Origin of the sequence: Streptomyces sp. NBC_01003 (assembly GCF_045162695.1) — a bacterium.
In the GTDB taxonomy this organism is placed as follows: domain Bacteria; phylum Actinomycetota; class Actinomycetes; order Streptomycetales; family Streptomycetaceae; genus Streptomyces.
The window spans coordinates 166477-189341 of the sequence record NZ_CP108707.1 but is presented as its reverse complement, the minus strand read 5'-3'; the positions used below and the strand labels follow the sequence as shown (position 1 = coordinate 189341).

At 69.3% G+C, this 22865-nt stretch carries 21 protein-coding genes and 1 pseudogene; 9 read left to right on the top strand and 13 right to left on the bottom strand.

From position 1 onward, the window contains the following. Positions 1-19: 19 nt before the first annotated feature. Positions 20-220 (top strand): dsRBD fold-containing protein, encoded by a 201-nt coding sequence (locus OG698_RS00900; RefSeq protein ID WP_406100810.1) that lies wholly within the window; start codon positions 20-22, stop codon positions 218-220. A gap of 223 nt (positions 221-443) precedes the next feature. Here OG698_RS00900 and OG698_RS00895 read toward each other — a convergent pair whose 3' ends face one another. The 4 genes from OG698_RS00895 to OG698_RS00880 all read right to left on the bottom strand — a co-directional run bounded on the left by OG698_RS00895 (position 444) and on the right by OG698_RS00880 (position 2944). Further along, positions 444-1322, bottom strand: a complete 879-nt coding sequence (locus OG698_RS00895) for a universal stress protein (RefSeq protein WP_406100808.1) — start codon at positions 1320-1322, stop codon at positions 444-446. Between the two features lie 162 nt (positions 1323-1484). After that, positions 1485-2144: a CBS domain-containing protein gene (locus OG698_RS00890; protein WP_406100806.1), complete on the bottom strand. Its 660-nt coding sequence runs from the start codon at positions 2142-2144 to the stop codon at positions 1485-1487. Positions 2145-2153: 9 nt separating this feature from the next. Further along, positions 2154-2780, bottom strand: coding sequence for a CBS domain-containing protein (locus OG698_RS00885; RefSeq protein WP_406100804.1), 627 nt, complete (start codon positions 2778-2780; stop codon positions 2154-2156). A gap of 11 nt (positions 2781-2791) precedes the next feature. Next, positions 2792-2944 (bottom strand): hypothetical protein, encoded by a 153-nt coding sequence (locus OG698_RS00880; RefSeq protein WP_406100802.1) that lies wholly within the window; start codon positions 2942-2944, stop codon positions 2792-2794. Positions 2945-3492: 548 nt separating this feature from the next. On the opposite strand from OG698_RS00880, the gene OG698_RS00875 reads away from it, so the two are divergent. The 4 genes from OG698_RS00875 (at position 3493) to OG698_RS00860 (ending at position 8817) form a co-directional block, all read left to right on the top strand. After that, a complete protein-coding gene (locus OG698_RS00875) occupies positions 3493-4395 on the top strand; it encodes a universal stress protein (protein ID WP_406100800.1) in 903 nt (300 codons plus the stop codon). Further along, complete coding sequence (locus OG698_RS00870) at positions 4395-5252, top strand: universal stress protein (protein ID WP_406110740.1); 858 nt, start codon at positions 4395-4397, stop codon at positions 5250-5252. Before OG698_RS00875 ends, OG698_RS00870 begins: the two co-directional genes overlap by 1 nt. 14 nt (positions 5253-5266) lie before the next feature. Further along, complete coding sequence (locus tag OG698_RS00865; protein ID WP_406100798.1) at positions 5267-7867, top strand: cation-translocating P-type ATPase; 2601 nt, start codon at positions 5267-5269, stop codon at positions 7865-7867. Between the two features lie 206 nt (positions 7868-8073). Then, positions 8074-8817, top strand: coding sequence for an FAD:protein FMN transferase (locus OG698_RS00860; RefSeq protein WP_406100796.1), 744 nt, complete (start codon positions 8074-8076; stop codon positions 8815-8817). A 379-nt stretch (positions 8818-9196) separates the two neighbouring features. Here the strand turns inward: OG698_RS00860 and OG698_RS00855 are convergent, their stop codons facing one another. The 7 genes from OG698_RS00855 to OG698_RS00825 all read right to left on the bottom strand — a co-directional run bounded on the left by OG698_RS00855 (position 9197) and on the right by OG698_RS00825 (position 17983). Further along, on the bottom strand, positions 9197-9442 hold the full coding sequence (locus tag OG698_RS00855; RefSeq protein WP_406100794.1) for an acyl carrier protein: 246 nt from the start codon (positions 9440-9442) through the stop codon (positions 9197-9199). Continuing rightward, positions 9439-10857, bottom strand: a complete 1419-nt coding sequence (locus tag OG698_RS00850; protein WP_406100792.1) for a 2-oxo acid dehydrogenase subunit E2 — start codon at positions 10855-10857, stop codon at positions 9439-9441. Before OG698_RS00850 ends, OG698_RS00855 begins: the two co-directional genes overlap by 4 nt. Positions 10858-10859: 2 nt before the next feature. Then, a complete protein-coding gene (locus OG698_RS00845) occupies positions 10860-11858 on the bottom strand; it encodes an alpha-ketoacid dehydrogenase subunit beta (protein WP_406110738.1) in 999 nt (332 codons plus the stop codon). A gap of 2 nt (positions 11859-11860) precedes the next feature. Then, entirely contained in the window at positions 11861-12958 is a 1098-nt protein-coding gene (gene pdhA, locus OG698_RS00840; protein ID WP_406100790.1) for a pyruvate dehydrogenase (acetyl-transferring) E1 component subunit alpha, read from the bottom strand. Further along, the gene (gene acsA / locus OG698_RS00835) at positions 12955-14745 is read right to left on the bottom strand and encodes an acetate--CoA ligase (protein ID WP_406100788.1); all 1791 of its coding nucleotides are present in this window, start codon (positions 14743-14745) and stop codon (positions 12955-12957) included. The genes pdhA and acsA overlap by 4 nt, the downstream gene beginning before the upstream one ends. Positions 14746-15552: 807 nt before the next feature. Continuing rightward, positions 15553-17115, bottom strand: coding sequence for an AAA family ATPase (locus OG698_RS00830; RefSeq protein ID WP_406100786.1), 1563 nt, complete (start codon positions 17113-17115; stop codon positions 15553-15555). Continuing rightward, a complete protein-coding gene (locus tag OG698_RS00825) occupies positions 17108-17983 on the bottom strand; it encodes a universal stress protein (RefSeq protein ID WP_406100784.1) in 876 nt (291 codons plus the stop codon). Before OG698_RS00825 ends, OG698_RS00830 begins: the two co-directional genes overlap by 8 nt. 194 nt (positions 17984-18177) lie before the next feature. On the opposite strand from OG698_RS00825, the pseudogene OG698_RS00820 reads away from it, so the two are divergent. The 4 genes and pseudogenes from OG698_RS00820 to OG698_RS00805 all read left to right on the top strand — a co-directional run. Continuing rightward, positions 18178-18364, top strand: a pseudogene (locus tag OG698_RS00820) (universal stress protein); the annotation flags it as partial. Positions 18365-18409: 45 nt separating this feature from the next. Further along, entirely contained in the window at positions 18410-18718 is a 309-nt protein-coding gene (locus OG698_RS00815; RefSeq protein ID WP_406100782.1) for a hypothetical protein, read from the top strand. Positions 18719-18766: 48 nt separating this feature from the next. After that, on the top strand, positions 18767-19582 hold the full coding sequence (locus OG698_RS00810; RefSeq protein ID WP_406100780.1) for a V-type ATP synthase subunit D: 816 nt from the start codon (positions 18767-18769) through the stop codon (positions 19580-19582). Next, positions 19494-19913: a CBS domain-containing protein gene (locus tag OG698_RS00805; protein WP_406100778.1), complete on the top strand. Its 420-nt coding sequence runs from the start codon at positions 19494-19496 to the stop codon at positions 19911-19913. The genes OG698_RS00810 and OG698_RS00805 overlap by 89 nt, the downstream gene beginning before the upstream one ends. Positions 19914-20757: 844 nt before the next feature. Here OG698_RS00805 and OG698_RS00800 read toward each other — a convergent pair. Beyond that, positions 20758-22077 carry a Ni/Fe hydrogenase subunit alpha gene (locus tag OG698_RS00800; protein WP_406100776.1) on the bottom strand — a complete coding sequence of 440 codons (1320 nt, stop codon included), beginning with the start codon at positions 22075-22077 and terminating at the stop codon, positions 20758-20760. After that, on the bottom strand, positions 22074-22865 hold the full coding sequence (locus tag OG698_RS00795; RefSeq protein ID WP_406100774.1) for an oxidoreductase: 792 nt from the start codon (positions 22863-22865) through the stop codon (positions 22074-22076). The genes OG698_RS00800 and OG698_RS00795 overlap by 4 nt, the downstream gene beginning before the upstream one ends.

The window sequence follows — 22865 nt, the reverse complement described above, 5'->3', positions numbered from 1 at the left end:
CACCTACCGGAGGCACGTCATGTCACACGCTACTGAGTGGAAGGTCCGGCTCTACCTCTTCGAGCAGGACCGGACGACGAAGGCCCGTCTGGAAGTGAACACCGGCACGAACAAGCTCACCGGTCACGGCACCGCGCGCTGCGCGCCTCAGGACGACGACGTACCGGAGATCGGGGACGAACTTGCCGCTGCACGGGCCATGGAGAACCTGGGAGAGTAGCTGAAGAGAACAGCCTATGGAGACATGAAAGCCGTCGGGGCACCGTCGGATCAGGAATCCCTCAAGCCGTACTCGGGCTGGCTGGACATGGAGGCCTCGTAGCCGGCCGGGTGAGGCAGTGCCGGCTTCGGGGCGTCCGGATCCCTCAGCAGCGCGGGCAGACAACAGACAACAGACCCGGTAAGACCAAGGTGCCTGCGGTGGTGACGTGCCCGAGGCGCGGCTATTGGTGTGCGACGACGGCGACAGGTGCCCGGGTGTGGTGGAGGACCGCGTGAGTGATCGGGCCGATGTGTGCGCCGACCGACGACCGGCGGATGCGTCGGCCGACGACGACAAGTCCCGCTTCGGCCCCCGCGTCCACGAGCTGCCAGGCCGCATGTCCGACGGTCGCACGTGCGGTGACGTGGACTTCGGGGTATTTCTCACGCCAGGGCTTCAACATCTCGTCCAGGCCGGCCTTCGCGCTCATCTCGAGTTGAGCATGGAGTCTGGGGTCGTAGGCGGCTCCGTACCCCACCAGCGGAGGAAGAGTCCAACAGTGCAGTGCCCGCAGTGTGCAGGACCGGCGGGCCGCTTCCTCGAAGGCGAAGGCCAGTAGCGCCTCGCAGGGCCTGCTGGTGTCGACTCCCACCACCAGCTCACGGTCAGCGTGGTGATATCGGGAGTGCGGGATCGCGTCCTCGCCTGCGCGCACCAGCACGACGGGTCGCTCGGTCGAATGGAGGACCGCCATCCCGACCGAGCCGAGGACGAAGCCCGTGAGCGCGCCGCGGCCCCGGGAACCGAGGACGAGCATGTCCGCGGTGGTGGCCACGGAAGCCAGCGCCCTTGCCGGCAGGTCGTCGAGCGACTGGGTGCTGATGCCCAGTTCGGGATGGCTGCCGTGGAGGGCGTCTGCGGCATCGTGCAGGAGCGTCTCCGCCCAACGCGACCGCATCTCGGCACTGGTGATGGGGGTGACGTCGCGGGTGGTCGACCACTGCTCGGAGTGGACGAGGCGGAGCGGAACCCCGCGCAGAAGCGCCTCTCGCGCGGCCCAGTGGGCGGCTGCCAGACTCTCCTCCGAGCCGTCGAGACCGACGGCGATGAATCCGTTCATGATGGCCCTCCTCAGGGGTCTCGGACAGGGGCCGGCACTCGGTCGGGGGGCTGGACGGCCAGGATCCACGTGACCAGCCCAAGGCACCGGGACAGGGGAGCGTCCAGCCGGGCCGAGACGATGACAGGGTGGAGGGCGCTCGGCAGCATGATGCTCAGCCCCTCACGTCTCTACGTTGTCGTCGACGGCGTAGCCGAGCAGTTCTTTCACCGAGATCACGCCGTCCACGGTGCGGCAGAGCCTTTCGATGACCGGGATCAGGCTTTTGAACTGCACTGTTCCGCGGAGTTCGACGCGACCGTCGGCCACCTCGACGGTGATGGTGTCGGCGGGGCCCTGACGCAGGGTGCGGTCGAGGATGTCCCCCATGATCTCGTGGCGGATCGCGTCGTCGTCACGAAGGAAGATGCGCAGCAGATCGCGTCGGCTGACGATGCCGACCAGCATGTCCGTCTCGTCGACGACGAGGAGACGTTTCACGCCTTGCGCTTCCATGAGCCTGGCGGCTTCGGCGACGGTCCAGTCCGGATTGGCGCATACGGGGGGAGCGGACATCAGCTCCTCGGCACGCAGCGCCGCTGCCTTGTCCTCCTGCAATGCTTCCCGTTCGGGCAGCGACCGGAAGTAGTCGCCTTGGCCCGCAGACTTCTGGAGGAGGTCCCCTTCCGAGATCAGGCCGAGGGGATGCCCCGCGGAGTCGACGACCGGTACCGCCGACACCTGGTGCTCGGTGAGTGTCCGCACGATGTCCTTGAAGGCGGCGTTCTGGGGGACGGTGATGACCTCCCGGGTCATCAGCTCGCTCACTTTTCGATGCCTCACGGTTTTCTCCTACTGCTCAGTGGCCGTCGGCGAGCCGACAGGCATGTCGTCTCGCTCGTAACCGAGCCGATTGATCACGTCCACCACTCCGTCGACGCTGTGGCACAACCGCACGACGACGGGGATGAGCATGCGCCGTCCCACCGTGCCGCTGAGGGTCACCACGCCGTCGGTGACCTCGACGGACAGAGCCGAAGGGCTGAGCTGGAGCGTGCGGGTCAGCACGTCTTCGACGATCTCTTCGCGGATCGACTGGTCACGGCGCAGGAAGAGCTGTACAAGGTCTCGGCGGCTCAGGACTCCGACGAGCCGGCCGGCGGCGTCCACCACGGGCAGCCGTTTGACCGAGTGTCTGCCCATGACACGTGCCGCACGGACGACGCTCCACTCGGGTGCGGCGGTGATGGCCGGACTGGTCATGATGTCGGCCGCGGTGGGGGAGCCCCTCCCGGCAACACGTTTGTGCAGCAGGTCGGCTTCGGAGACGACACCCACGGGATGTTCGGCCTCGTCCACGACGGGCACGGCGGTGATGTCGAACTCGTCGAGGAGTCGGGCGATCTCCTTGAACGGGGTGCCGCGCTGGACGCTGATGGCTGTTGGGGCCATCAGATCGGCGACGGTGCGGTGCCTCATCGTCGCCCTCCCTAGGGGACTTCGATGTTGAACTGCGCGGTGACGCCCACGACTCCCGGTGCCGTGCGTGCGACACATATCAGCACGTCCCTCAGGGACGCGTCTGGGAGGGGCCGCTTCAGGTGGACGATCCCATCCGCGACGTGGATGTGCACCCGCTCCATGCCTCCTCCTGAATTATCGGCCCTCATGTTCGATCCTGGGCATCGCTGCCCTCACGAGGTAGGGCCGTCCGGGGTCCGCCGGGGGCTGATCGGTCCTGAGCAGAAAGAGCCTCAACTGTCACAGTGGGTGACGATTTCGACGAGGCGGTCTACGTCGTTCGCGGGCGGCCGCGACGTACGTACTACGGGGGCCAACCCCATGTCATGCCGTGCGAGTGGCTTCGCGACATCCTTGAAATAGGTCGAGGTGGCGACAGGGACGTCTCGCCAGCCATCGGGCATCCCACCTCGTTCTGCTTCGGCAAGGCACCTTTTGTCGTTACACCGGCCCACTTGGGTTCGACGATCGGTCGACCCCTACGAGGGGAGGGGGGCTGGATGGTCCGGAGCCACGATCAGTCGGACCTGCCGCGGGCTTGGAGGCCGACGTCTGGCAAGAACCAGGACCTTTGGCCCCCGGCAGGCCCCTGAGCGGCACTCTTGCTGCGTTGGCGAGCAGTGCCAGCCTGGGAGTCGTGGTCTGGTTGCCGGTTCTCTGAGGAGGAACCATGGAAGGCAGCAGAAGTAGCCCGGAACTCGGCTCCGTCATCGTCGGAGTCGACGGTTCCAAGCCGGCCCGCCATGCAGCGCTGTGGGCAGCGGCCGAGGCCGCGCGCCGTGAGCGCCCGCTGCACATCGTGTACGGGGCCGACACGGACACCCGGGCCCTCTTCTTCTCGGTGGAGAGTCTTGAGCGCGTCCGCCAGGCGGGCCGTGAACTGCTGGATTCCACGGCTGCCGCCGTGAAGGAACAGTTTCCCGGCTTGCGGGTCGACACAGAGTTCAGCCGCAGCGCTCCGGTCCCGAGTCTCTACCGATCCGCGGGACTGCACGGCACGATCGTGGTGGGCAGCCGCGGCGCGGGCGGATTCAGCACGCTCATGCTCGGCTCGGTCGGGTTGAAGGTGGTGGCGGGTGCGAAGACGCCCGTCATCGTCGTCAGAGGCATCGACAACGGTGCCGAATCGGGGGTGGTGCTCGCTGCCGTCCGCGATGAACATGACCTGGACACCGCGTGCTACGCCGCCCGTGAGGCCGAGCTTCGCAAGGGCTCGCTGCGGCTGCTGCACGTGTGGAGCATCCTGCAATCCGCCGGGAGTGTCGCCACCTTCCTCGACGACGTCAAGGAGATCGCGGGCGAGCACGTCCGTCATCTGAACGCGGTGGCGGCTCATATCCGCGAGGATTTCCCGGACCTCACCGTGCAGGTGGACGCCGAGAAGAGCGTGTCCGTCGCCGGGGTCCTGGTTGAGGCCTCGCAACAGGCGGACCTGCTGGTCATGGGCGGTCGGCGGTCACCCAGCTACCTCGGCCGCACCCTCGGGCATGCGACACACAGCCTGCTCCACCACGCGCACTGCCCTGTACAGCTCATTGCACGGCACCAACACGAGCACGGGAGCGAGTCGTGATGGACGTGGGCGCACGAGACGAGATTGTCGTCGGTATCGACCCGGTCCGGGACTGGCGTCTGCCTCTGTCCTGGGCGGTGGACGAAGCCCGACGGCGCCGGTACGGGCTGCGACTCGTCGCTGCCGTGCTTCCGCAGCACAGCACGCAACACGTCGACGACACCCCCCGCAGCATGGCCCTGCACCAAGCCGCTTCGGAAGCCCTCAGGGTTGCTGCCGCCTGGAGCAGGGAGCGTCACACCGAGGTCGAACCCGCCGTGGAACTGGTCGAGGGGTTTCCTGCTCCGGCGATGGGGCGGATGTCCAGACAGGCCCGCATGATCGTCCTCGGTTCGCGGCACCTGGGCCGTACGGCGGAGTTCTTCAGTGCCGGTTCCCTGGTCGTCCCTGTCACGGCGCAGGCACAGTGCCCGGTCGTCGTCGTGGGTGACGCCGAGCATGTGACACAGCAGCCCGCCTACCTGGTGGTGGGCATCGACGGCAGCGAATCGTCGAAGGCGGCGCTGGCGCTGGCGCTCGAAGAGGCCGACCTCCGAGGAGCCAAGCTGCGTGCCATATCCGTGTGGCAGCCGCCGGCCTTCCTCCGCAACGACGAGGAGGTCGCCCGGCAAGCCCAACGAAGGATGCTGTCGGAGGCGACGGCCGGATGGCCGCAGAAGTACCCGGACGTCGGATTGACGCACGAGGTGCTGACCGGGCACCCGGTCGAGGAGCTCGCCGGTGCCGCCGAGCACGCACTTGCGCTGGTCCTGGGTAGGCGAGGCAGGGGTGGCTATACCGGTATGCGGCTTGGATCGGTCGTTCATGGGCTGCTGCACCGGGCCCACTGTCCGGTGATCACGGTTCCCGTCGTGTGAGGACCGCCGTGACGATGCCCGCCGCTCAGCAGGCGCCCGCTCCCGCGGTTTCTCGCAGAGGGCTGACGAAGGCGGAGGCTGCCCGCCGGCTCGCGGAGCACGGCCGTAACGAGGTGGCGGCAGCCAGGACCGTCCCGCTGTACGCCAGAGTTCTCACGCAACTGCGGGATGCGCTGATCCTTGTGCTGCTGGGTGCCGTCGTGCTGACTCTCGCGATCGGCGACCATGCCGATGCGGTGGTCATCGCGCTGGTGATCGTGGTGAACACCACGGTCGGTGTCGCGCAGGAGGTCCGGGCCGACAACGCCGTGGCCGCCCTGTCGGCCCTGTCCGCCCCCAATGCTCGGGTGCTCCGTGACTTCGCCCCGGGGGAGGTTCCCGCCGCGGAAGTTGTGCCCGGCGACGTACTGATCCTCGGTGAAGGTGACATCGTCGCCGCCGACGCCGAACTTGCCGAAGCATCCGCCCTGTTGGTCGACGAGTCCATGCTCACCGGTGAATCGGTGTCCGTGGACAAGGACCCCGGCGCCCGGCTGAGCGCCGGGACCGTCGTCGTACGAGGACGCGGCGTGGCAACTGTGACGGCCACGGGAGCCGACAGCGCGCTCGGCCGCATCGCCGCCCAGCTCGGCGGCAAGCGGGAGCCGACTCCCTTGCAGCGCCGTCTCGGAGCCCTCGGCCGTGTCCTCGCCGCCGTGACGCTGGCTCTCTGCCTGGTCGTGTTCGTGCTCGGCCTCGTCCGAGGAGTGCCGGTCGCCACGATGGCGGTGACGGCGATCAGCCTCGCCGTGGCGGCCGTACCGGAATCCCTTCCGGCCGTGGTCACCCTGGCCCTCGCGCTGGGCGCGCGGAGGATGGCGGACCGGCACGCTCTGGTGAGGCGGCTTCCGGCCGTAGAGACGCTGGGCTCGGTGACGGTACTGGCCACCGACAAGACCGGCACCCTCACCGAGGGACGCATGGTGGTTCAGCACGTATGGACGCCACGCCGCACATTCGACTTCTTCGGCGTCGGCTACGAGCCGGAAGGCGACGTGCAGGTTGAGGGCAAGAGGCCGAATACAGACGAACTCGAGCCTGCGCGAGAGCTGTTGACCGTGACGTGCCTCTGCAACGACGCCGAGCTGCGCCCACCCCAGGATTCTGCGGACAAGGGCCTGTGGAGCGCGGTCGGTGACCCCATGGAAGCCGCGCTCCTGGCCGCGGCGGCCAAAGCCGGGTGCGCGAACCGAGCCAGCCTTGTGGGTGACCTCCCGAGACGGGACGAGTCGCCCTTCGACAGCGTGCGTAAGCGGATGAGCACCCTGCACATGACACCGTCGGGCCAGGTGCTCGTGTGTCTGAAAGGCGCGCCGGAAGTGGTGTTGGACACGGCTGTCCTCGGCGACACGACAGATCTGCTCCGTGGCGCCCGGCAGGAAGCGGCATTGCTGGCCGCCCGGGGCTACAGGGTGCTGGCGGTCGCCTCGGGAACACGGGACGACGTGCCGAGCCATCCCGTCGAAGCGGAATCGGGCCTGCGTCTGCTCGGCCTCGTGGCGATCAGCGACCCGCCCAAGGCGCACGCAACCGCCACTCTCGCCGCTTGCCGCGCGGCAGGCATCACCCCCGTGCTCATCACAGGGGACCACCCTGCCACGGCCAGGGCGATCGCGAAGCGTGTCGGCCTGGTGAACGAGGACCACGGGCAGGAGCACGTCATCACCGGCCCGGACCTGGCCGCCGGTCGGGTCGCCGACCTCACCACGGTGAGGGTGTTCGCCCGTACGACTCCGCAGCAGAAACTCGACATTGTCGAGGCATGGCGATCGCACGGTGAGATCACCGCGATGACTGGTGACGGAGTCAACGACGGCCCTGCCCTCAGGCAGGCCGACATCGGCGTTGCGATGGGCCGACGCGGTACGGAGGTCGCCCGACAGGCTGCCGACCTGGTACTCGCCGATGACGAGCTTGCCACGGTCGTCGCGGCCGTGGAGGAAGGCAGGCGCGTCTACGACAACATCCGCCGCTTCCTCGTCTACGGGCTGGCCGGCGGCACAGCGGAGATCCTCGTCATGCTGGTCGGCCCCCTGCTGGGACTCCCCCTTCCGCTGCGAGCGGGGCAGATCTTGTGGATCAACCTCCTCACCCACGGATTGACGGGTGTGGCCATGGGAGCCGAGCCGGTCGCGCCCGGCGCCATGCGCAGGCCCCCACGGCCGCCGGGCCAGCAGATCCTTGCTGACGGAGCCTGGCAGCGGTTGCTCTTCCTCGCGGGCGTGGTCGCTGCTTCGAGCCTCGGCGCCGGGGTCGTTGCCCAGCACTCGGGCCTGCCCTGGCAGAGCGTGCTTTTCCTCGCTCTCCTGGCGAGCCAGCTCGGTGTCGTGCTGGGTCTGCGGACGCGCCTGCTGACTCGCCAGAACTTCTTCCTGCCGCTGTCGGTGCTCGCTTCGGTCCTGCTCGCCGGGGCCGCGCTCTACATACCATTCCTGCAGTCGGTGCTGGAAACCGAGCCCCTCGGCTGGAGCGCCGTCGGCCTCGCCGCAATCGCCGCCGTCACCGGATGCGCTGCGGCCCGACTGTCGAGAGCCGCATTCCACGCGAGGCATCAAGGCCTGAGCACGCTGCACTGAGGAACTTATGGGCGACCGGAGCAGCGGCCGGACCCCGAGCGGCTGCGGCAACAGGCCGAGGGTGCGATCTTGCGATTCAGGCGGACAGTGGCCGGAGAAGCCGAAGGAGTTCTCACCCGAGCCGATCAACGGGTCTCACGCCTGAACTCTCTGCTCTCAGTCGCCAGCGCCCATGACGTGCTCGACGTGGTGCAGCCTGGTGACGGTTGCAGGCATGGGCTTGGTCCAGGGCGCTCTGCAGGGACACGCCCACCCCCGCCATCCACCGCGCCCTCGCCGAGGCCGTACGCCACCTCCACAAGATGGACGCCGTCTTCTCCACCTACCGGCCCGACAGCCACATCAGCCGCCTCGACCGCGGTGACATCCGCCTTGCAGACTGCCCGCCCGAGGTGCACGAGGCCCTGTCCCTGTGCGCGCGGGCCGCCCACCACAGCGACGGATGGTTCAGCATCACCCCCGCCGGAACCCTCGACCCCTCGGGGCTCGTCAAGGGCTGGGCCACCGAAAGAGCATCCCAACTCCTCTACGACGCGGGCGCGCACCAGACGTGCGTCAACGGTGGCGGTGACCTCCAACTCCGCGGCCGGGCCACCCCGGACAGCCCCTGGCGGATCGGCATCGCCCATCCCCTCCGCCCGAAGGAACTGCTCACTGTCATCACCGCCGACACCGACCTCGCGATCGCCACGTCGGGCGTCGCCGAACGCGGCGCCCACATCTACGACCCGCACCACGGCGCTCCGGCCACCACGTTCGCCTCCCTCACCGTCGTAGGCCCCCGCCTGACCAAGACCGACGCCTATGCCACCGCTGCCTTCGCCCGAGGCGAGGACGCACGGGGCTGGCTCACCTCCCTCGACGGGTACGAGGCACTCGCGGTCCGGCCCGACGGCCAGACATGGCAAACACCGGGATTCACCCGCTACGAGCGGATCCCGGCCGGTTGACCGCGGCTGTCGGTCGGGCAGATCCGGTTCGCAGAGCTCGCCGGGCCGGGCCATGACGGCCCAGTCGGCACGTCAATCGCGATGGGGGAGTGGTCGGACGCGGGCGCGGTGAGGGAGAGCACCGTGGGACCTACTCGTAGCTGTACACGCGAGTGCCCGGGGCATGCACGAACGAGTTGTCGCCACTGCCTGCACTCGACCACGGCCGCCCGCGCCAACAACGCTGAAGCTCGATACACCTAGTGCGCAGAATGCGAGTATGCCGTCGTCTCCATGCAAGCCGGGCGCAGGTCGGCTGTCGCCGCCCGGCGGGCCGGTACCAGAGGTGAGAAGCAAGGCGCCGCCCCGGCGTCGGTCGTGTGCTGCGGGCCGCACCCGCTCACCTTGAGCGGGCGACCAGAAAGTCGGTGCTCGCGGACAGGGTGGTGAGCTGCGGGGTGTCCTCATCGTCGATACGGATCCCGGTCCGTTCACTTAGCGTCTCCACGAAACTGAGGAGGTCCATCGAGTCCATTTCGAGGGCATCGCGGAACGGGTCGTCGGGCCCCAGGGCGGTGAAGTCGGCGTCGGGGATGACGTGTGAGATTGATTCCTTGACGATGTCGAGAGCTTCGGCATGTTTCACAACTGCTCCGGGTTCTGCAGGAGGCGGTCGACCATGGTCAGGTATTGGGCTCCGACTGTGCCGTCGGTTGCCCGGTGGTCCGCCGACAGGGTCGCGGTGACGACGGGCCGTACGCCGAGCAGGCCATCGACAGCCCACGGGCGGTCCACGACCCGTCCGAAGCCGACCAGGGCCACCTGTGGCGGGTAGATGACACCGAAGACGGCTTCCACGCCCTGATCACCGAGATTGGTGACCGTGATGGTCGAGCCGGACACTTCCGAGCCGCGGAGCCTGCCGGTGCGAGAGCGGGCGACCAGGTCCTTGAGAGAAGCCATCAGTTGGGGGAGTTCGAGCGTGTCGGCGTCGCGCAGAGCTGGGGCGACGAGCCCGCCACCCCGCAGCGACACGGCCACGCCGAGGTGTACGCCGTCGCCTGCGGTGAAACGGTCATCTGTCCAGAAGCCGTTGAGCTCGGGGACCTCCCGGGCCGCGAGGGCTGCGGCCTTCAGGAGCAGGGCGGCAGGGAGCAGCCGCTGGTCGACGGGGGTTCGTCGGTTGTGCTCGTGCAGCCAATCCATGGCGGTGGCCATGTGGACGGTCGTGGACAGGTAGTAGTGGGGGATGTCCCGGTTGGCGCGGGCCATGAGTCCCGCGATCGCCTGGCGCATCGCGGCCGGCCGGTCCTCGGAGGGACGCACCGGAGTAGTGACGTGGCGTGCGGGCGGGGCCGTGGTTGCCGGCCCCGGGGCCGCCTCGCGCACGTCGGTCGCCCGGACGGCGCCGTCCTTGCCGGTTCCCGTCACTGTTGTCAGGTCGACGTCCAGTTCGGCGGCGAGTCGGCGGGCAAGTGGGGTCGCTCGTACGCGTGATAGCGGAGCAGCAGCCTCGGCGGCCGCGACTGCCTGTTCGACATCGGTCCGTGTGACGCGCCCTCCCGGCCCGGATCCTTTTAGCCCCTTCAGTTCGATACCGCGGCGCTCGGCGAGGTGCCGGAGCAAGGGGCCGGCTTCAACGTGCCCGCGCCTGTGGGCGGCGGGCGGCTCTGGGCCTGTGGTGGTTTCTGGCCGGGTGTGGGCCTGCGCGGCTTGTGGCGCCCGCCGGGTCGAACGCTTCGCCTCGGCCTTTTCGGACTGTCCGGGCTTCTCTTGCTTCCGCGGCTTCTCAGCTTTCCGCGGTTCCACCTTTTGGGTCCTTCCCGCGGTCGGCTGGATCAGGGCGAGGGCCGTGCCGACGGGCACTGTCGTGCCCGGCTCGACGAGCAGCTTTCCGATGGTCCCGGTCTCGAAGCACTCCACCTCGATCGTGGACTTGGCGGTCTCGACGACCGCGACGGGATCTCCCTTGTGGACCTGGTCCCCGGGCCGGACCAGCCACTCCTGGAGTGTGCCCTCGTCCATGTCGGCGCCCAGGGACGGCATGGTGAACTCGGCCATGGTCAGCCCACCGCCCGGTGTGCCGCCGCGACGATGTCGGAGGTCTGCGGCAGGGCGGCCTCCTCCAGCCGCCGGGCGTACGGGATGGGAACTTCGACGCTGCACACCCGCTCCACAGGGGCGTCCAGTTCGTAGAAGGACCCCTCGGCGATGCGGGCGGAGATCTCGGCGGCGAGGCTGCCGGTACGCCAGGCTTCGTCGACGATCACCGCGCGGTGCGTGCGGGCCACGGTGGCGGTGATTGCTTCGTTGTCGAGGGGCCGGAGCGTGCGCAGGTCGACGACCTCCGCGCTGATGCCCTCGATGGACAGTTCGTCCGCCGCTGCGAGCGCCTTGGACAGTGAACCGCCGTGGGTGATCAGAGAGATGTCGGTGCCGGGCCTGCGGACCGTGGCGTGATCGATGTCCACGGGAGCGGCGGACGGGGAGAGTTCATCGGAAGCGTTGTAGAGGCTTCCGTGCTCGAAGATCAGTACGGGGTCGGGGTCAGCGAGAGCCGGGGCGAGCATGTGGCGGGCGTCTTCGATGGTGGCCGGCGCGAGGACCCGGATGCCGGGAATGTGTGCGTACCAGCCCTCCAGGCTGTGCGAGTGCTGGGCGGCGAGCTGTCGTCCCGCACCTGTGGTCATGCGGATCACCAGGGGGACGGGGAGCTGGCCACCCGACATGTGCAGCAAGGTGGCGGCGTTGTTGAGGATCTGGTCGAGCGCGAGCAGGCTGAAGTTGACGGTCATGATCTCGACGATGGGTCGCATCCCGGCGAGGGCGGCGCCGATGCCCGCCCCGACGAATGCGGACTCCGACAGCGGTGTGTCGCGGACCCGTTCGGGCCCGAACTCCTCCAGCAGGCCAAGGCTGACGCCGAAGCATCCGCCGTAGCGGCCCACGTCCTCGCCCATGAGGAAGACTCGGTCGTCGGCGCTCAGGGCCTCACGCAACGCCTCGCGCATCGCTTCCCGGTACGTCGTCCTGGCTTCCTCCGGTTGCCCGCCCGTGCTCATGGTCACGTCACCTCCGCCGGGGCGCTGGTGACGTGGACGAGCAGGTCCTCGACCGGCTCTTCCGGTGCCTGCTCGGCTGATTCGACGGCGCGGTCGAGCTCGTCGGCGGCGCGGCGCTCGATCGCGGTGAGTTCTTCGTCGTCGAGCTGACCGTTCTCGCGCATGCGGTCCATGAGTTGGCTGATGGGGTCCCGGGTCTTCCACCGCTCGATCTCCTCCTTGTCGCGGTAGCGGTCCGGGTCGTACATGGAGTGGGCGCGGAAGCGATAGGTGCGCGCCTCAAGGAAATGGGGGCCGGCGCCGGCCCGGATGGCTCCGGTGGCGCGGCGGGCGGCGTGCTCCATGGCCTCGACGTCCATGCCGTCCACGGCCCAGGCGACCATGCCGTACGAGGCTGCGCGCATCGCCAGGTCGGTCTGGGCCTCGTGCCGTTCGAGGGCTGTACCCATGGCATAGAGGTTGTTCTCGCAGACGAGCAGGATCGGCAGGTTCCACAGGACGGCGAGGTTGGCCGTCTCGTGGAACTCGCCCTCGGCGAAGGCTCCGTCGCCGAAGAAGCAGCAGGTGACGTGGGCCTGTTCGCGCATGCGGTCGGCGAGGGCGAGACCAGCGGCGAGCGGGAGACCGCCGGCCACGATCGCATTACCTCCGTAGAAGCGGCGGCTCGCGTCAAACAGGTGCATGGATCCGCCGCGGCCTCCGCTGCAGCCGGTCGTCCTGCCGTACATCTCGGCCATGACGGCCTCTTCGGGGATGCCGCGGGCGAGTGCGTGGCCGTGCTCGCGGTAGGTGGAGACCACCGCGTCCTCGGGGGTCAGGGCTTCGTTGACGCCGACGGCGACGGCCTCTTCGCCGATGTAGAGGTGGACGAAGCCGCGGATCTTCGCTGCGCTGTACAGCTCGACACATCGATCCTCGAAGTGCCGGATGCGCAGCATGGCCTTCAGCAGATCCAACCTGTGCACGGCGCCCGGCCTGGCGGCCGGAACCTCTGTTCGCGCGGTCCTCTTGCTCGTCGGGGTCTTCTTCGCGGCTGTCTTGGCAGGCTTCGGGGTTCCCTGGGCTGCCTTCCTGGTGCGGGAGTTGCGGGCCTGGCTCATGAGGATCCCTCCAACGTCGACAAGTCGCCGGTGGGCAGACCGATTTCGCGTGCACGCAGCAAGCGGCGCATGACCTTGCCGCTCCGGGTCTTGGGCAGGTTCTGGTCGAAGGTGATCTCCCGGGGCGCGACGGCCGGGCCCAGCCGGCGGCGGGCGAAGGCCAGCAGCTCCCGCTCCAGATCCGGGGTCGCTTCCACGCCGGGGCGCAATGACACGAACGCCTTGACGACGTTCCCGGCGACAGGATCCGGTCGCCCGATCACTCCGGCCTCCGCGACCGCCGCGTGTTCCATCAGCGCGCTCTCCACCTCGAAGGGGCCGATCAGGTGCCCCGCCGATTTGATGACGTCGTCGGCGCGCCCCACGAACCAGTACCAGCCGTCGGCGTCCCGCCTGACCAGGTCGCCGGTCAGATACCAGTCGTCGGTGAACGCGGCTTCGTAGCGTTCCTTGTCGTGCAGATATCCGCGGAACATGGACGGCCATCCCGGCCGCAGCGCCAACTCTCCCTCCACGTCGGGGCTGTCCACCTCCGTGACCTTGCCGTCGGCGATCAGGACCCGGCCGTCCTCGCCCTGCTTCAGCACAGTGGCCTCGACACCCGGAAGCGGCCGCCCCATCGAACCGGGTTGGATCTCGCAGGCCGCGAAGTTCGCGATCATGATGCAGCCGGTCTCGGTCTGCCACCAGTTGTCGTGCACCGGCAGGCCCAGCACCTCCTGGCCCCACACCACGGCCTCGGGGTTGAGGGGCTCGCCGACCGAGGCGATGAACCGCAGGGCCGACAGGTCGTAGGAGCGCGGCAGATCGTACGGACCTTCGCACGGCGTGGCGCGCATCAGCATGCGCAGGGCCGTGGGCGCGGTGTACCAGACGCTGACCCGCTGTTCGCCGAGAATCCTGTACCAGCGCCGGGCGTCGTAGTCGCCCTCGTCGACGACGACCGTCACGCAGTGCACGAGGGGGGCGACGATGCCGTACGACATGCCAGTGACCCAGCCGGGGTCCGCGGTGCACCAGTACACGTCCTCGGCATGCAGATCGAGCGCGTACGCAGCCGTGGAATGGTGGGCGACGACCGCTTCGTGGACGTGGATGGTGCCTTTGGGGGTGCCGGTGGTGCCGCTGGTGAAGTGCAGCAGTGCCATGTCCTCCGGCGAGGTCGGCGGGATGGTGAACGTGTCCGAGGCCGCGGACATCAGTTCGTCGAAGGAGAGCGTGCCGGGAAGCTCCTCGGCGCCGGGGCCGACGATGAGGACATGTTCGAGGACGGGCAGCGACATCCGCCGGTCGGCGACCTTGCGCCGATACAGAACTGCGGTGGTCACCAGCACGCGTGCGTCGCCGAGACGCAGCCGCTGTTCCACCGGGTCGGGGCCGAACGCCGAGAAGAGCGGGCACAGGACGCTGGTGTTCTTCAGCGTGCCGAGCACCGCCGTGTAGAGCTCGGGACAGCGGCCGAGGAGAGTGAACACCCGGTCCCCATGGCCGACGCCGAGCGACCGTAGGACGTTCGCGAAGCGGGCCGTGCGGTGAGCCAGCTCGCTGTACGTGACGGTCGAGACGGCGTTGTCACGACCTACGCACCTCAGCGCGACCTTGTCTCCGAGGCCCGCCGCCGTGTGCCGGTCGACCGCTTCGTACGCGACGTTCAGCCCGCCGCCTGGCAATCCAGCCAGCGCGCTGCGTGCCTGCGACCAGGTGAATGCGGAACGAGCCCGGTCGTAGTCCGCGAGATTCGGCGGGACGCGCGGTGCGGTGTCCTTGGAGATCGTCTTCCAGTGCATGCGCGCTCCTCCCGACGCCTGCCTCCCTTTAGACTCGCCCGGTCTGGGCCGGGCCGCACTGCGGGCCATACCGACTGGCCCCCGACGAGACTTGGCGGGGCAGTGACGGTTCACAAAGGTGCAGATCCGGCAGGGAAGCCAATGGTGATTGTGCGGGCGCTCGGCACCACAAGGCTGCGAACCGACTGGCCGCAGCGGTCTTCCGGCATCATGGAACCGAGGGCTGCCCGCTTCTCGCGGACCCGGATTGCGCGGTGCACGGTTTCACTCCGCTTCGCAGCGTCCCATCAGACCCTCGGCTCACTTCCATACCACCACGACCCACCCGTGAGTAGTAGGGGCCGAACGGCCCAGGCCGAGCGGCTGACAGACCTTGATGACACCGGAGGGGGCGGGTAGCGGCTCGGCCGGAGTAGCTCAGGGCGAGCCGAGCATCGCCAAGCCGTTGCCGAGGCGGTCTCCCGGTACACCCGGGCCGACGTGCCGTTGGCGCAGCGGAGCCGTATCTCCCGTCGTTCCTTCGGCAGACGGGCCCCGTGCCCCGTGCCCCGTGAGCGCGAAAGGCGGAGAGGAAGCACGCGCCCACGGCCCGCAACGTCTCGCCACGAGCGAGGCCCTTCTGCCCACCCACGGTGGCCACCTCGTGAAGCGCCATAGCGGCGTACAGCGCCCGGCGCTGCCATGTCTGCCGGACTGGGGTTCCCCCGTACAACCATCAGGAGGAAGCGTGCCGCGTCCCGCGAAACCTGGTGCGCGGGCCGGCAACCCGGCCGCCGACCCCGCCCATCTGCGGGCGAGCGCATTCGTCTAGTCCGGCTCCATGTAGGGGCGACGGAAGACCGGGGCCTGGCTGTCGGCGTGTGGGCGGATGGCCGCCAGCGCTTGGACTACCGCGGCCCTCAGGGAGCCGCTCGTGTCGATCCTGACGGCCTCGGACCATGGCGTTTCCGCGGCAGCCATGACGGCGGCCACATCGAGATCGGCGTCGGACACGCCGGGTGGGCGGGTGGCGAGGCGGGCTGTAGCCACATCGTCCGGAACCTGGCAGTGCAGGGAGACGAGGTCGGAGTGGGTGTGTTCGGCCATGCGCACAGCGGCCTCACGCTGTCCCGCGTTGTGCCAAGTGGCGTCCAGGACGACGGACTCACCCTGGGACAACAGGGCCGATGCGCGGTCGAGCAGGGTGGCGTACGTCTTGTTGGTCCACTCGGGTGTGTACAGGCCCTCGCCGTAGGCAACGGCGACCTGCTGCTCTGCGGGGATGCCCGCCAGTTCCTTGCGGAGGCGGTCGCTGCTGAGCAGGGTGACGCCGAGGCGGTCGGCGAGCGCTCCGGAGAGTGTGGACTTGCCGCTGCCCGGGAGCCCGCCGACGAGGGTCAGACCGACGGCCGAGGCGCGCAGGTGGCGAAGGGCGGTCGTGATCAGTCGGCGTGCTGCCGCCTCTGCGCTGGGCGTGCCCTGGTGTGCCTGGATCAGGGAGACCTTGGCCCGGACGAACGCGCGGTAGGCCACGTAGTGGTGGCGCAGGGAGGGTGGTGCCGGGTCGCCGGAGTACTCGCCGTACTCGGCGAGGAAAAACGTTGCGGCCTCCGGCGCCCCGAGTTGCTCCAGGTCCATGGCGAGGAAGGCGGCGTCATCCAGGCCGTCGACGTAGCGCAGACGGTCGTCGAACTCCAGGCAGTCCAGGACGCGTGGGCCGTCGTCGAGGCAGAAGATGTCCTCGGCGAGCAGGTCTCCGTGGCCGTCGACCACCCGTCCCTGCTCGATTCGCCTGTCGAACAGGGGGGCGCGTCCGGCGAGGTAGCGGCGCACCAAGTGCTCGATCTCCTCCACTCCGTCGGGCGCGGTGCCGTCGTCGGGCAGGGCACGGACCTGGGCGAAGCTCGCTTCCCAGCGTGAGGACTGTGCGTCACGCGTCCCCTGCTCGTTCACCTCCCCGCTGCGAGGTGCATTCGCGTGGTGGGTCGCGAGCAGCCGGGCGACGGCGCGGAGGACGTCGTCGGTCGCCGCGCCTCCCCGTGTGAGTCGAGAGAGGCGGCGCTCGGTGGGCATGCGGCGCATCACCACGACGGGCTCGGGCGCGTCCGTGTCCGGGCTACGGAATTCGCCGACGCCGAGGTAGACGTCAGGGGCGAAGCGGCGGTTGAGGACAACTTCCCTCTCGCAGGCGGTCCGCCGGGCGGCCACCGTGGTGTAGTCCAGGAACGTCAGGTCGACCGGCTTCTTCACCTTGTAGGCCCGGTCCCCGACGAAGAGCACCACCGCGGTGTGAGTCTCGAGCGCCTCCGCGCGCGGGAAGGGCGGCGTCAGGGGGGCGTCGGCTCGCCGCGCCGACGCCATCGGGTCCCCGTCGTGGCTCGGCTCAGTCATGGGGGACGACGGCGACAGGGCAACGCGCGTGGTGGGCGGCGGCCTGGGCGACGGGGCCCAGGAGTGGTGCCAGGGGAGGGTGGTGCTTGCGTCGACCGACGACCAGCAACTCGGCGCCCGCGGCGGCTGCCACGACGGCCCTGGCGGGGCTGTCGAGGCGGATGGTGTCGGTCACAACCACGCCCGGGTACTTCTCGCGCCAGGGGAGCAGGGCCTGGCTCAGGCCCTTCCGCGCGTCTTGCCTTTCCGCTTGAGTCACAGTGTGGTCGACGCCCCAGGGGGCGTACGCGTGGATCGGCAGGCTGCGGCCATGGACCGCGCGGACGGGTACGCCCCGCGCCGCGGCGGTGGTGAAGGCGAATTCGAGCAGCTCGTCGCACGGGCCGTGCAGTTTCAGGGCCACCACCACATCGTCTGGTGCACCTGACTCGGGCGTGTGGCCTTCTTCCTGCCGGTCGGCGCGGACCAAGACGACGGGTCGCTCGGCGCGTGCCACGACCGACATGCTGATGTCGCCGAGGAAGTAGCTCTCCACGGGAGTCAGACCCCGCGAGCCGAGCACGAGCATCTCGGACTCCGACGCCGCGTGCAGCAGCGCGTTCTGGGCGTCGTCGGCGACCAGGTTGCCGACAACGGTGAGGCCCGGGTGGCGCGTCTGAAGTTCTGCCTGGGCGTTGTGCATGAGCCGCTTGGCCCAGTAGTTCTGGTCGACTTCCGCTGGGATGCGGGTCGGTTCCGGCGCGAGCAGGGGCCATGCGTGCAGCAGGCGCAGGGTGAGATTGCGTCGCTCGGCTTCGTCGGCGGCCCAGCGAGCGGCGGCGAGGCTCTCGGGTGAGCCGTCGAGGCCGACGGTGAGGACTCGTTCCACGGCGACTGCCTCCATCACGTACGAAGCTGGACGGACGGTGAGCGTGGCCACTGTCCGGACCACTGCCGCCTGGTGCGTCGGTGGCCGTGCAAGCCGGCTGGGGACGCGCTCGATGCGACGCGCTGTCGGTCGGCGCCGACCGACAGACCACGGCGCTGCTACATCGAGGATTACCCCAGATCTCCTCGTGGCGCATGTGGTCCCCGGCGAGGCGGCCCTCGGGCAGGCCAGAAGTCCGGAACAAGGGAGGGGGAGCGGCGGCGGTTCCCCTTGTGGTCGGCGTCGACGGGTCCGAGGCGAGTCTTGAGGCGGTGGACTGGGGGTGCGGACGAGGCGCTCCGGCACGACGTGCCGCTCCATCTCATGCATGCGGCCGCAGGGGGATTATGAGATGCCCGACGACGGCGGCCTCCAAGGCCGCGTGGTGTGGCCGGCCGCGGCGGGACGGTCGTGGACTTCTCCCTGCGACGGATCCACAGCCCCCGAGCGGACTTCCAGGCAGCCCGGTTGAGCGCCATGGTCAGATGCGCCGGGACGAGTAATGTCGCCGCAGCCACCGCCGACGGGCTGTCGGCCGTCGGCACGATGGGCGACTCGTACGTCGAGGCGTTCGGCCTGGAGGAGGCGGCCTTCCGGGCCCTTGCCCTGTCCCACCCCGGCCCGGTGACGCTCCTGGCGGACACCCACGGGAACGACAGGTCCATGGAGTACGACGAGAGAAGGACGGTCGAGTGACAACCTTCCGTGTCCCGCCCTCACTCGCCGGCCGCCTGCACCTGCGGCATGGTCTGGCTGTCGCCCTTCGGGGCGCGCCTCCTCGAACAGAAACGGCGCATCCTCCGCATCCGCCACGAGCGCCTGCGCCAGGCGAGGAGAGCAGCGGCAGCCGGTGGCACGAGCGAGTGGAGGAAGCCGACACCTGGCTTCTCCGAGCGGTTCTCCTCGGTGGGGAACACGCACTCGATGGCGCAGCGGCCGGAGTCGGCCCCGCGAGGATCACGATCGACGAGAACCTTCACCATGGGCGTCCGCCATCCGTCCGAGGTCACCTGGGCCTTGCAGGACCGCGCTCCCACATCGGCCGCACCGGCTCACACTGCTCTGGGTTTTGCCGCAGCTGCCTACCGCGAGGCGGTAGGAGCAGCCGCCGAGTACGCCGTCGCCCGGGCGGCCGCCCAGATCGTCGGAGCGGAGGTGCTGAGCACGCGCCGACGGGTCCGCGCACTGCGACGCCACTGGATGCCCTGCCTTGAGACAGCGCTCGCCCGCGTCAAGCTTGCCTGGAGCAATGCGAGCACGAGGAGCCGCGAGGCGCCGCGAGGCGCCGCTGGGCAGCTCAAACCCTCGTGGAAGGCACGAGAGGGGCCGAAGAGTGAGCGTCGTTTTTCCCGAATGCGGATCGATAGCGGACGAACCACACTGATCGTAGGGGGTAGCAGTCGGGGCGGGCCTGGCTCCAAGGGCGTCCCGGCGACTGCGACGCAGATCGCTAGGCTCGAAGGAGACGGCCATGACCACAGCACGAGAGATCATGCACACCGGCGCCGCCTGCATCCAGGAGAACGAGACGCTGGAGGACGCGGCACGCCGGATGAGTGAGCTGGACGTCGGAGCTCTCCCGATCTGCGGGGAGGACGACCGGCTCCACGGGATCATCACCGACCGCGACATCGTGGTGAAGTGTCTTGCCAAGGGCAAGGACCCGAAGACTATGACTGCAGGCATGCTCGAGCAGGGTAAGCCGATCACCATTGACGCCGAGGCCGACACGGACGAAGTCGTGCTGGCCATGGAGGAGCACAGGATCCGGCGGCTCCCGGTCATCGACAACCGTCGGCTGGTCGGCATGATCAGCGAGGCGGACCTCGCACGACGTCTGCCGGAGGAGAAGGTGGGCCATTTCGTCGAGGTGGTCTGCGCATCCCGCTAGACCACGTGGGCATGCCCTTAGGCTGAGGCGACGGCCGTCACTGGCAGGTGGTGTGGAAGCACCGACTGGATCTGCGCTGTGTGCGTGCTGTGCCGCGAGCACGTGGCGACGGACGCCGGTCGGTACGGAGCGCTGTGGCGATCCGCGGCCGCTCCTGGTCGGGCCCGATCTTGCTGATCGTTGACTCTTTGCGGCCGAACAGGAGGCCGGCCGCAGCTGTCGCGCCCGCGGCGGCACCGATGCCGATGGTCGCGGCTGGCCCCCGGCGGGTGCGGCGCGAGCGGTACGTGCCTTGTGTGAGTGCCATGCGCTGCGAGTGCCCCACGTCCGGAGCCGGTAATGGCTGAGGCGGTCGTCAACGGAGCCGGAACGACCCCGCGTCCCACGGGGTGCAGCCGCGGCCGAGGGCCGTCCCCCTCCGCGCCTGCCTGTTGCTGCCGACGGCAGGGGACTGTCCGGTTGTTCGTCTATGTACGAGTGCAAGGAAGGCCCGGAAGGCGAGCACGGGCAGGACCAGGTGCCCCCGGCGACGGTGTTCAGCCCGCCGAAGCCGATCCAGCCCGCGGGGGGCCTGCCATTCCGCCTCCCCGGCGGCGACGACGTTCATCGGGGCGTAGCGCAGATACGCAGGCCCACGCGCAACGTGCCGGTCTGTGACGCATTCTGCTGTGATGCGTCATCGGCTCGGGCTGCCAGGGTGCCTGTTCCGCTTGCCGGTTGTCCTATGGCCTCCCGCTCCTGCTCGCCCCGAGCCGCAGCCGTGCCGGGCCAGGTCGATGGCCCGGCCTTTCGTGGGAGTACGGGGCGCGTTCCCTGGGAGGATGCAGCTGCGGTGGGGGCCTTTTCAGGTGCGCTCGACGGTCAGATCGAGGAAGTGAGTGGAGCAGGAGATGCACGGATCGTGGTTGCGGATGGTTCGTTCGCACAGCGCGGTCAGCTCAGCGTTGCCGGGGTCGCCGTCGTCCATCGCGGCCTGCACGACGCGGCGCAGGTCCTCCTCGATCGCCCCCTGGTTCTGGGAGGTGGGCGGGACGAGGCGGGCGTCGGTCACCGTGCCGTCGGCGTCGAGCGTGTAGCGGTGGTACAGCAGGCCGCGCGGTGCCTCGGTCGCGCCGTGTCCGGTCCCGGCGTTGGGCGGCGCCTCGACCGACGGGTGGGGTGGCGGCTCGTAGGCGTCGATGATCCGCATGGCCTCGTCGATCGCGTACACGACCTCAACCGCCCGGACGATGATGCTGCGGAACGGATTGCGGCACACGGCGTCGAGCCCAGCCTCGGTGGCGGCTTGGAGCGCCGGCGGGGACAGCAGCCGGTGGTTGATCGCGTATCGGGCCAGCGAACCGGTCAGGTGGCGGCGGCCGTCGAGCTCCGACTGCAGCGCGGTGGAGTGGGGGACCTGCCGTTCGACGACGTGCTCGATGAAGTCGCTTACGGGGAAGGAGCGTTGGGGTCCGCCGTCTCCGGGTAGCACCTTGGGGGTGCCCGTGGCGATCGCGTAGCGGCCGGGTTCGGCCAGGGCGAGGAAGTCCTCGTCGCAGTAGGCATCGGGAAATTCGAAGCCGCTGACCCAGCGCACGGTGGCCCACGCGTCGTCCATGGCCCGCTTCAACCGCTCGTACAGCGGCCGGAGTTCCTCACGGGTCGGGGCCCGGTGGAAACCACCGACACGGACGTTGACCGGGTGGATGGCCCGGCCGCCGAGCAGCTCCATGAGCGCGTTCCCCACCTGCTTCAGCCGTAGTCCCCGCTCGACCTCGGCGCGATGGGTGCGGGCGAGGTCGATGGCACTGACGCGGCCGAGGAAGTCCGGGGCGTGCAGGAGATGGATGTGCAGCGTCTGGCTCTCGATCCACTCCCCGCAGTACAACAGTCGCCGCAGCTCGGCCAGTTGGCTGTCCACGGTGATCCCGCAGGCGTCCTCGATCGCCGCGCACGCGCTCATCTGGTACGCCACCGGGCAGATCCCGCACACCCGGGCGGTGATGTCCGGCGGCTCGGTGTGTCCGCGCCCGCGCAGGAACGCCTCGAAGAAGCGCGGCGGTTCGTAGATCTGCAGTCGGGCCTCGGCCACCCGGCCGTCGTCCACCCGCAGGTGCAGGGCGCCTTCGCCCTCGACCCGGGAGAGCGAGCCGACATGCAGGACACGGGATCCGCGATGGGTCACGGGGCGCTCCCCTCGTCACGTTCCAGCGCTGTCGAGGCCTCGGCGAAGTCAGGCGCGTAGGCGTTGAAGGTCCGCAGGAGGCGCACGACGTCACGGTCGTCAAGGCCGTCGGTGCGCAGCCTCGGGATCAACGCAGGCAGATTCGTGGACGCCGACGGGCCGAAACAGCCGTAGCAGCCACGTCCGTAGGCCGGGCAGATCGCGCCACAGCCGGCATGGGTGACCGGTCCGAGGCAGGGTGTGCCGTGCGCGACGGTGACGCACACGGTGCCGCGCCGCTTGCATTCGAAGCAGACGCTGTGACCGGGGATGCCGGGCTTGCGTCCGGCGAGGTGTGCGGTGATGACTTCCAGCAGCTGACGCCGGTCGATGGGGCAGCCCCGCAGTTCGAAGTCCACCGGCACGTGGGCGGATACCGGGGTGGACGTGGCCAGGGTGTCGATGTAGTCGGGGCGGGCATAGACCGTGGCCCGGAACTCCTCGACGTCGGCGAAGTTGCGCAGTGCCTGGATCCCGCCGGCGGTCGCGCACGCGCCGATGGTCACCAGGCGGCGTGAGACGGCCCGGATGTGCCGGATCCGCTCGGCGTCGGCCTCGGTGGTCACCGAGCCCTCTACCAGCGACAGGTCGTACGGTCCCGGACCCGCGGCGCTGGACGCCTCCAGGAAGTGGGCGATCTCCACCTGCCCGGACAGCGCCAGCAGTTCGTCCTCGCAGTCGAGGAGAGTGAGCTGGCATCCGTCGCAGGAGGCGAGCTTCCACACGGCGAGCTTCGGGTTGGCGGGCAT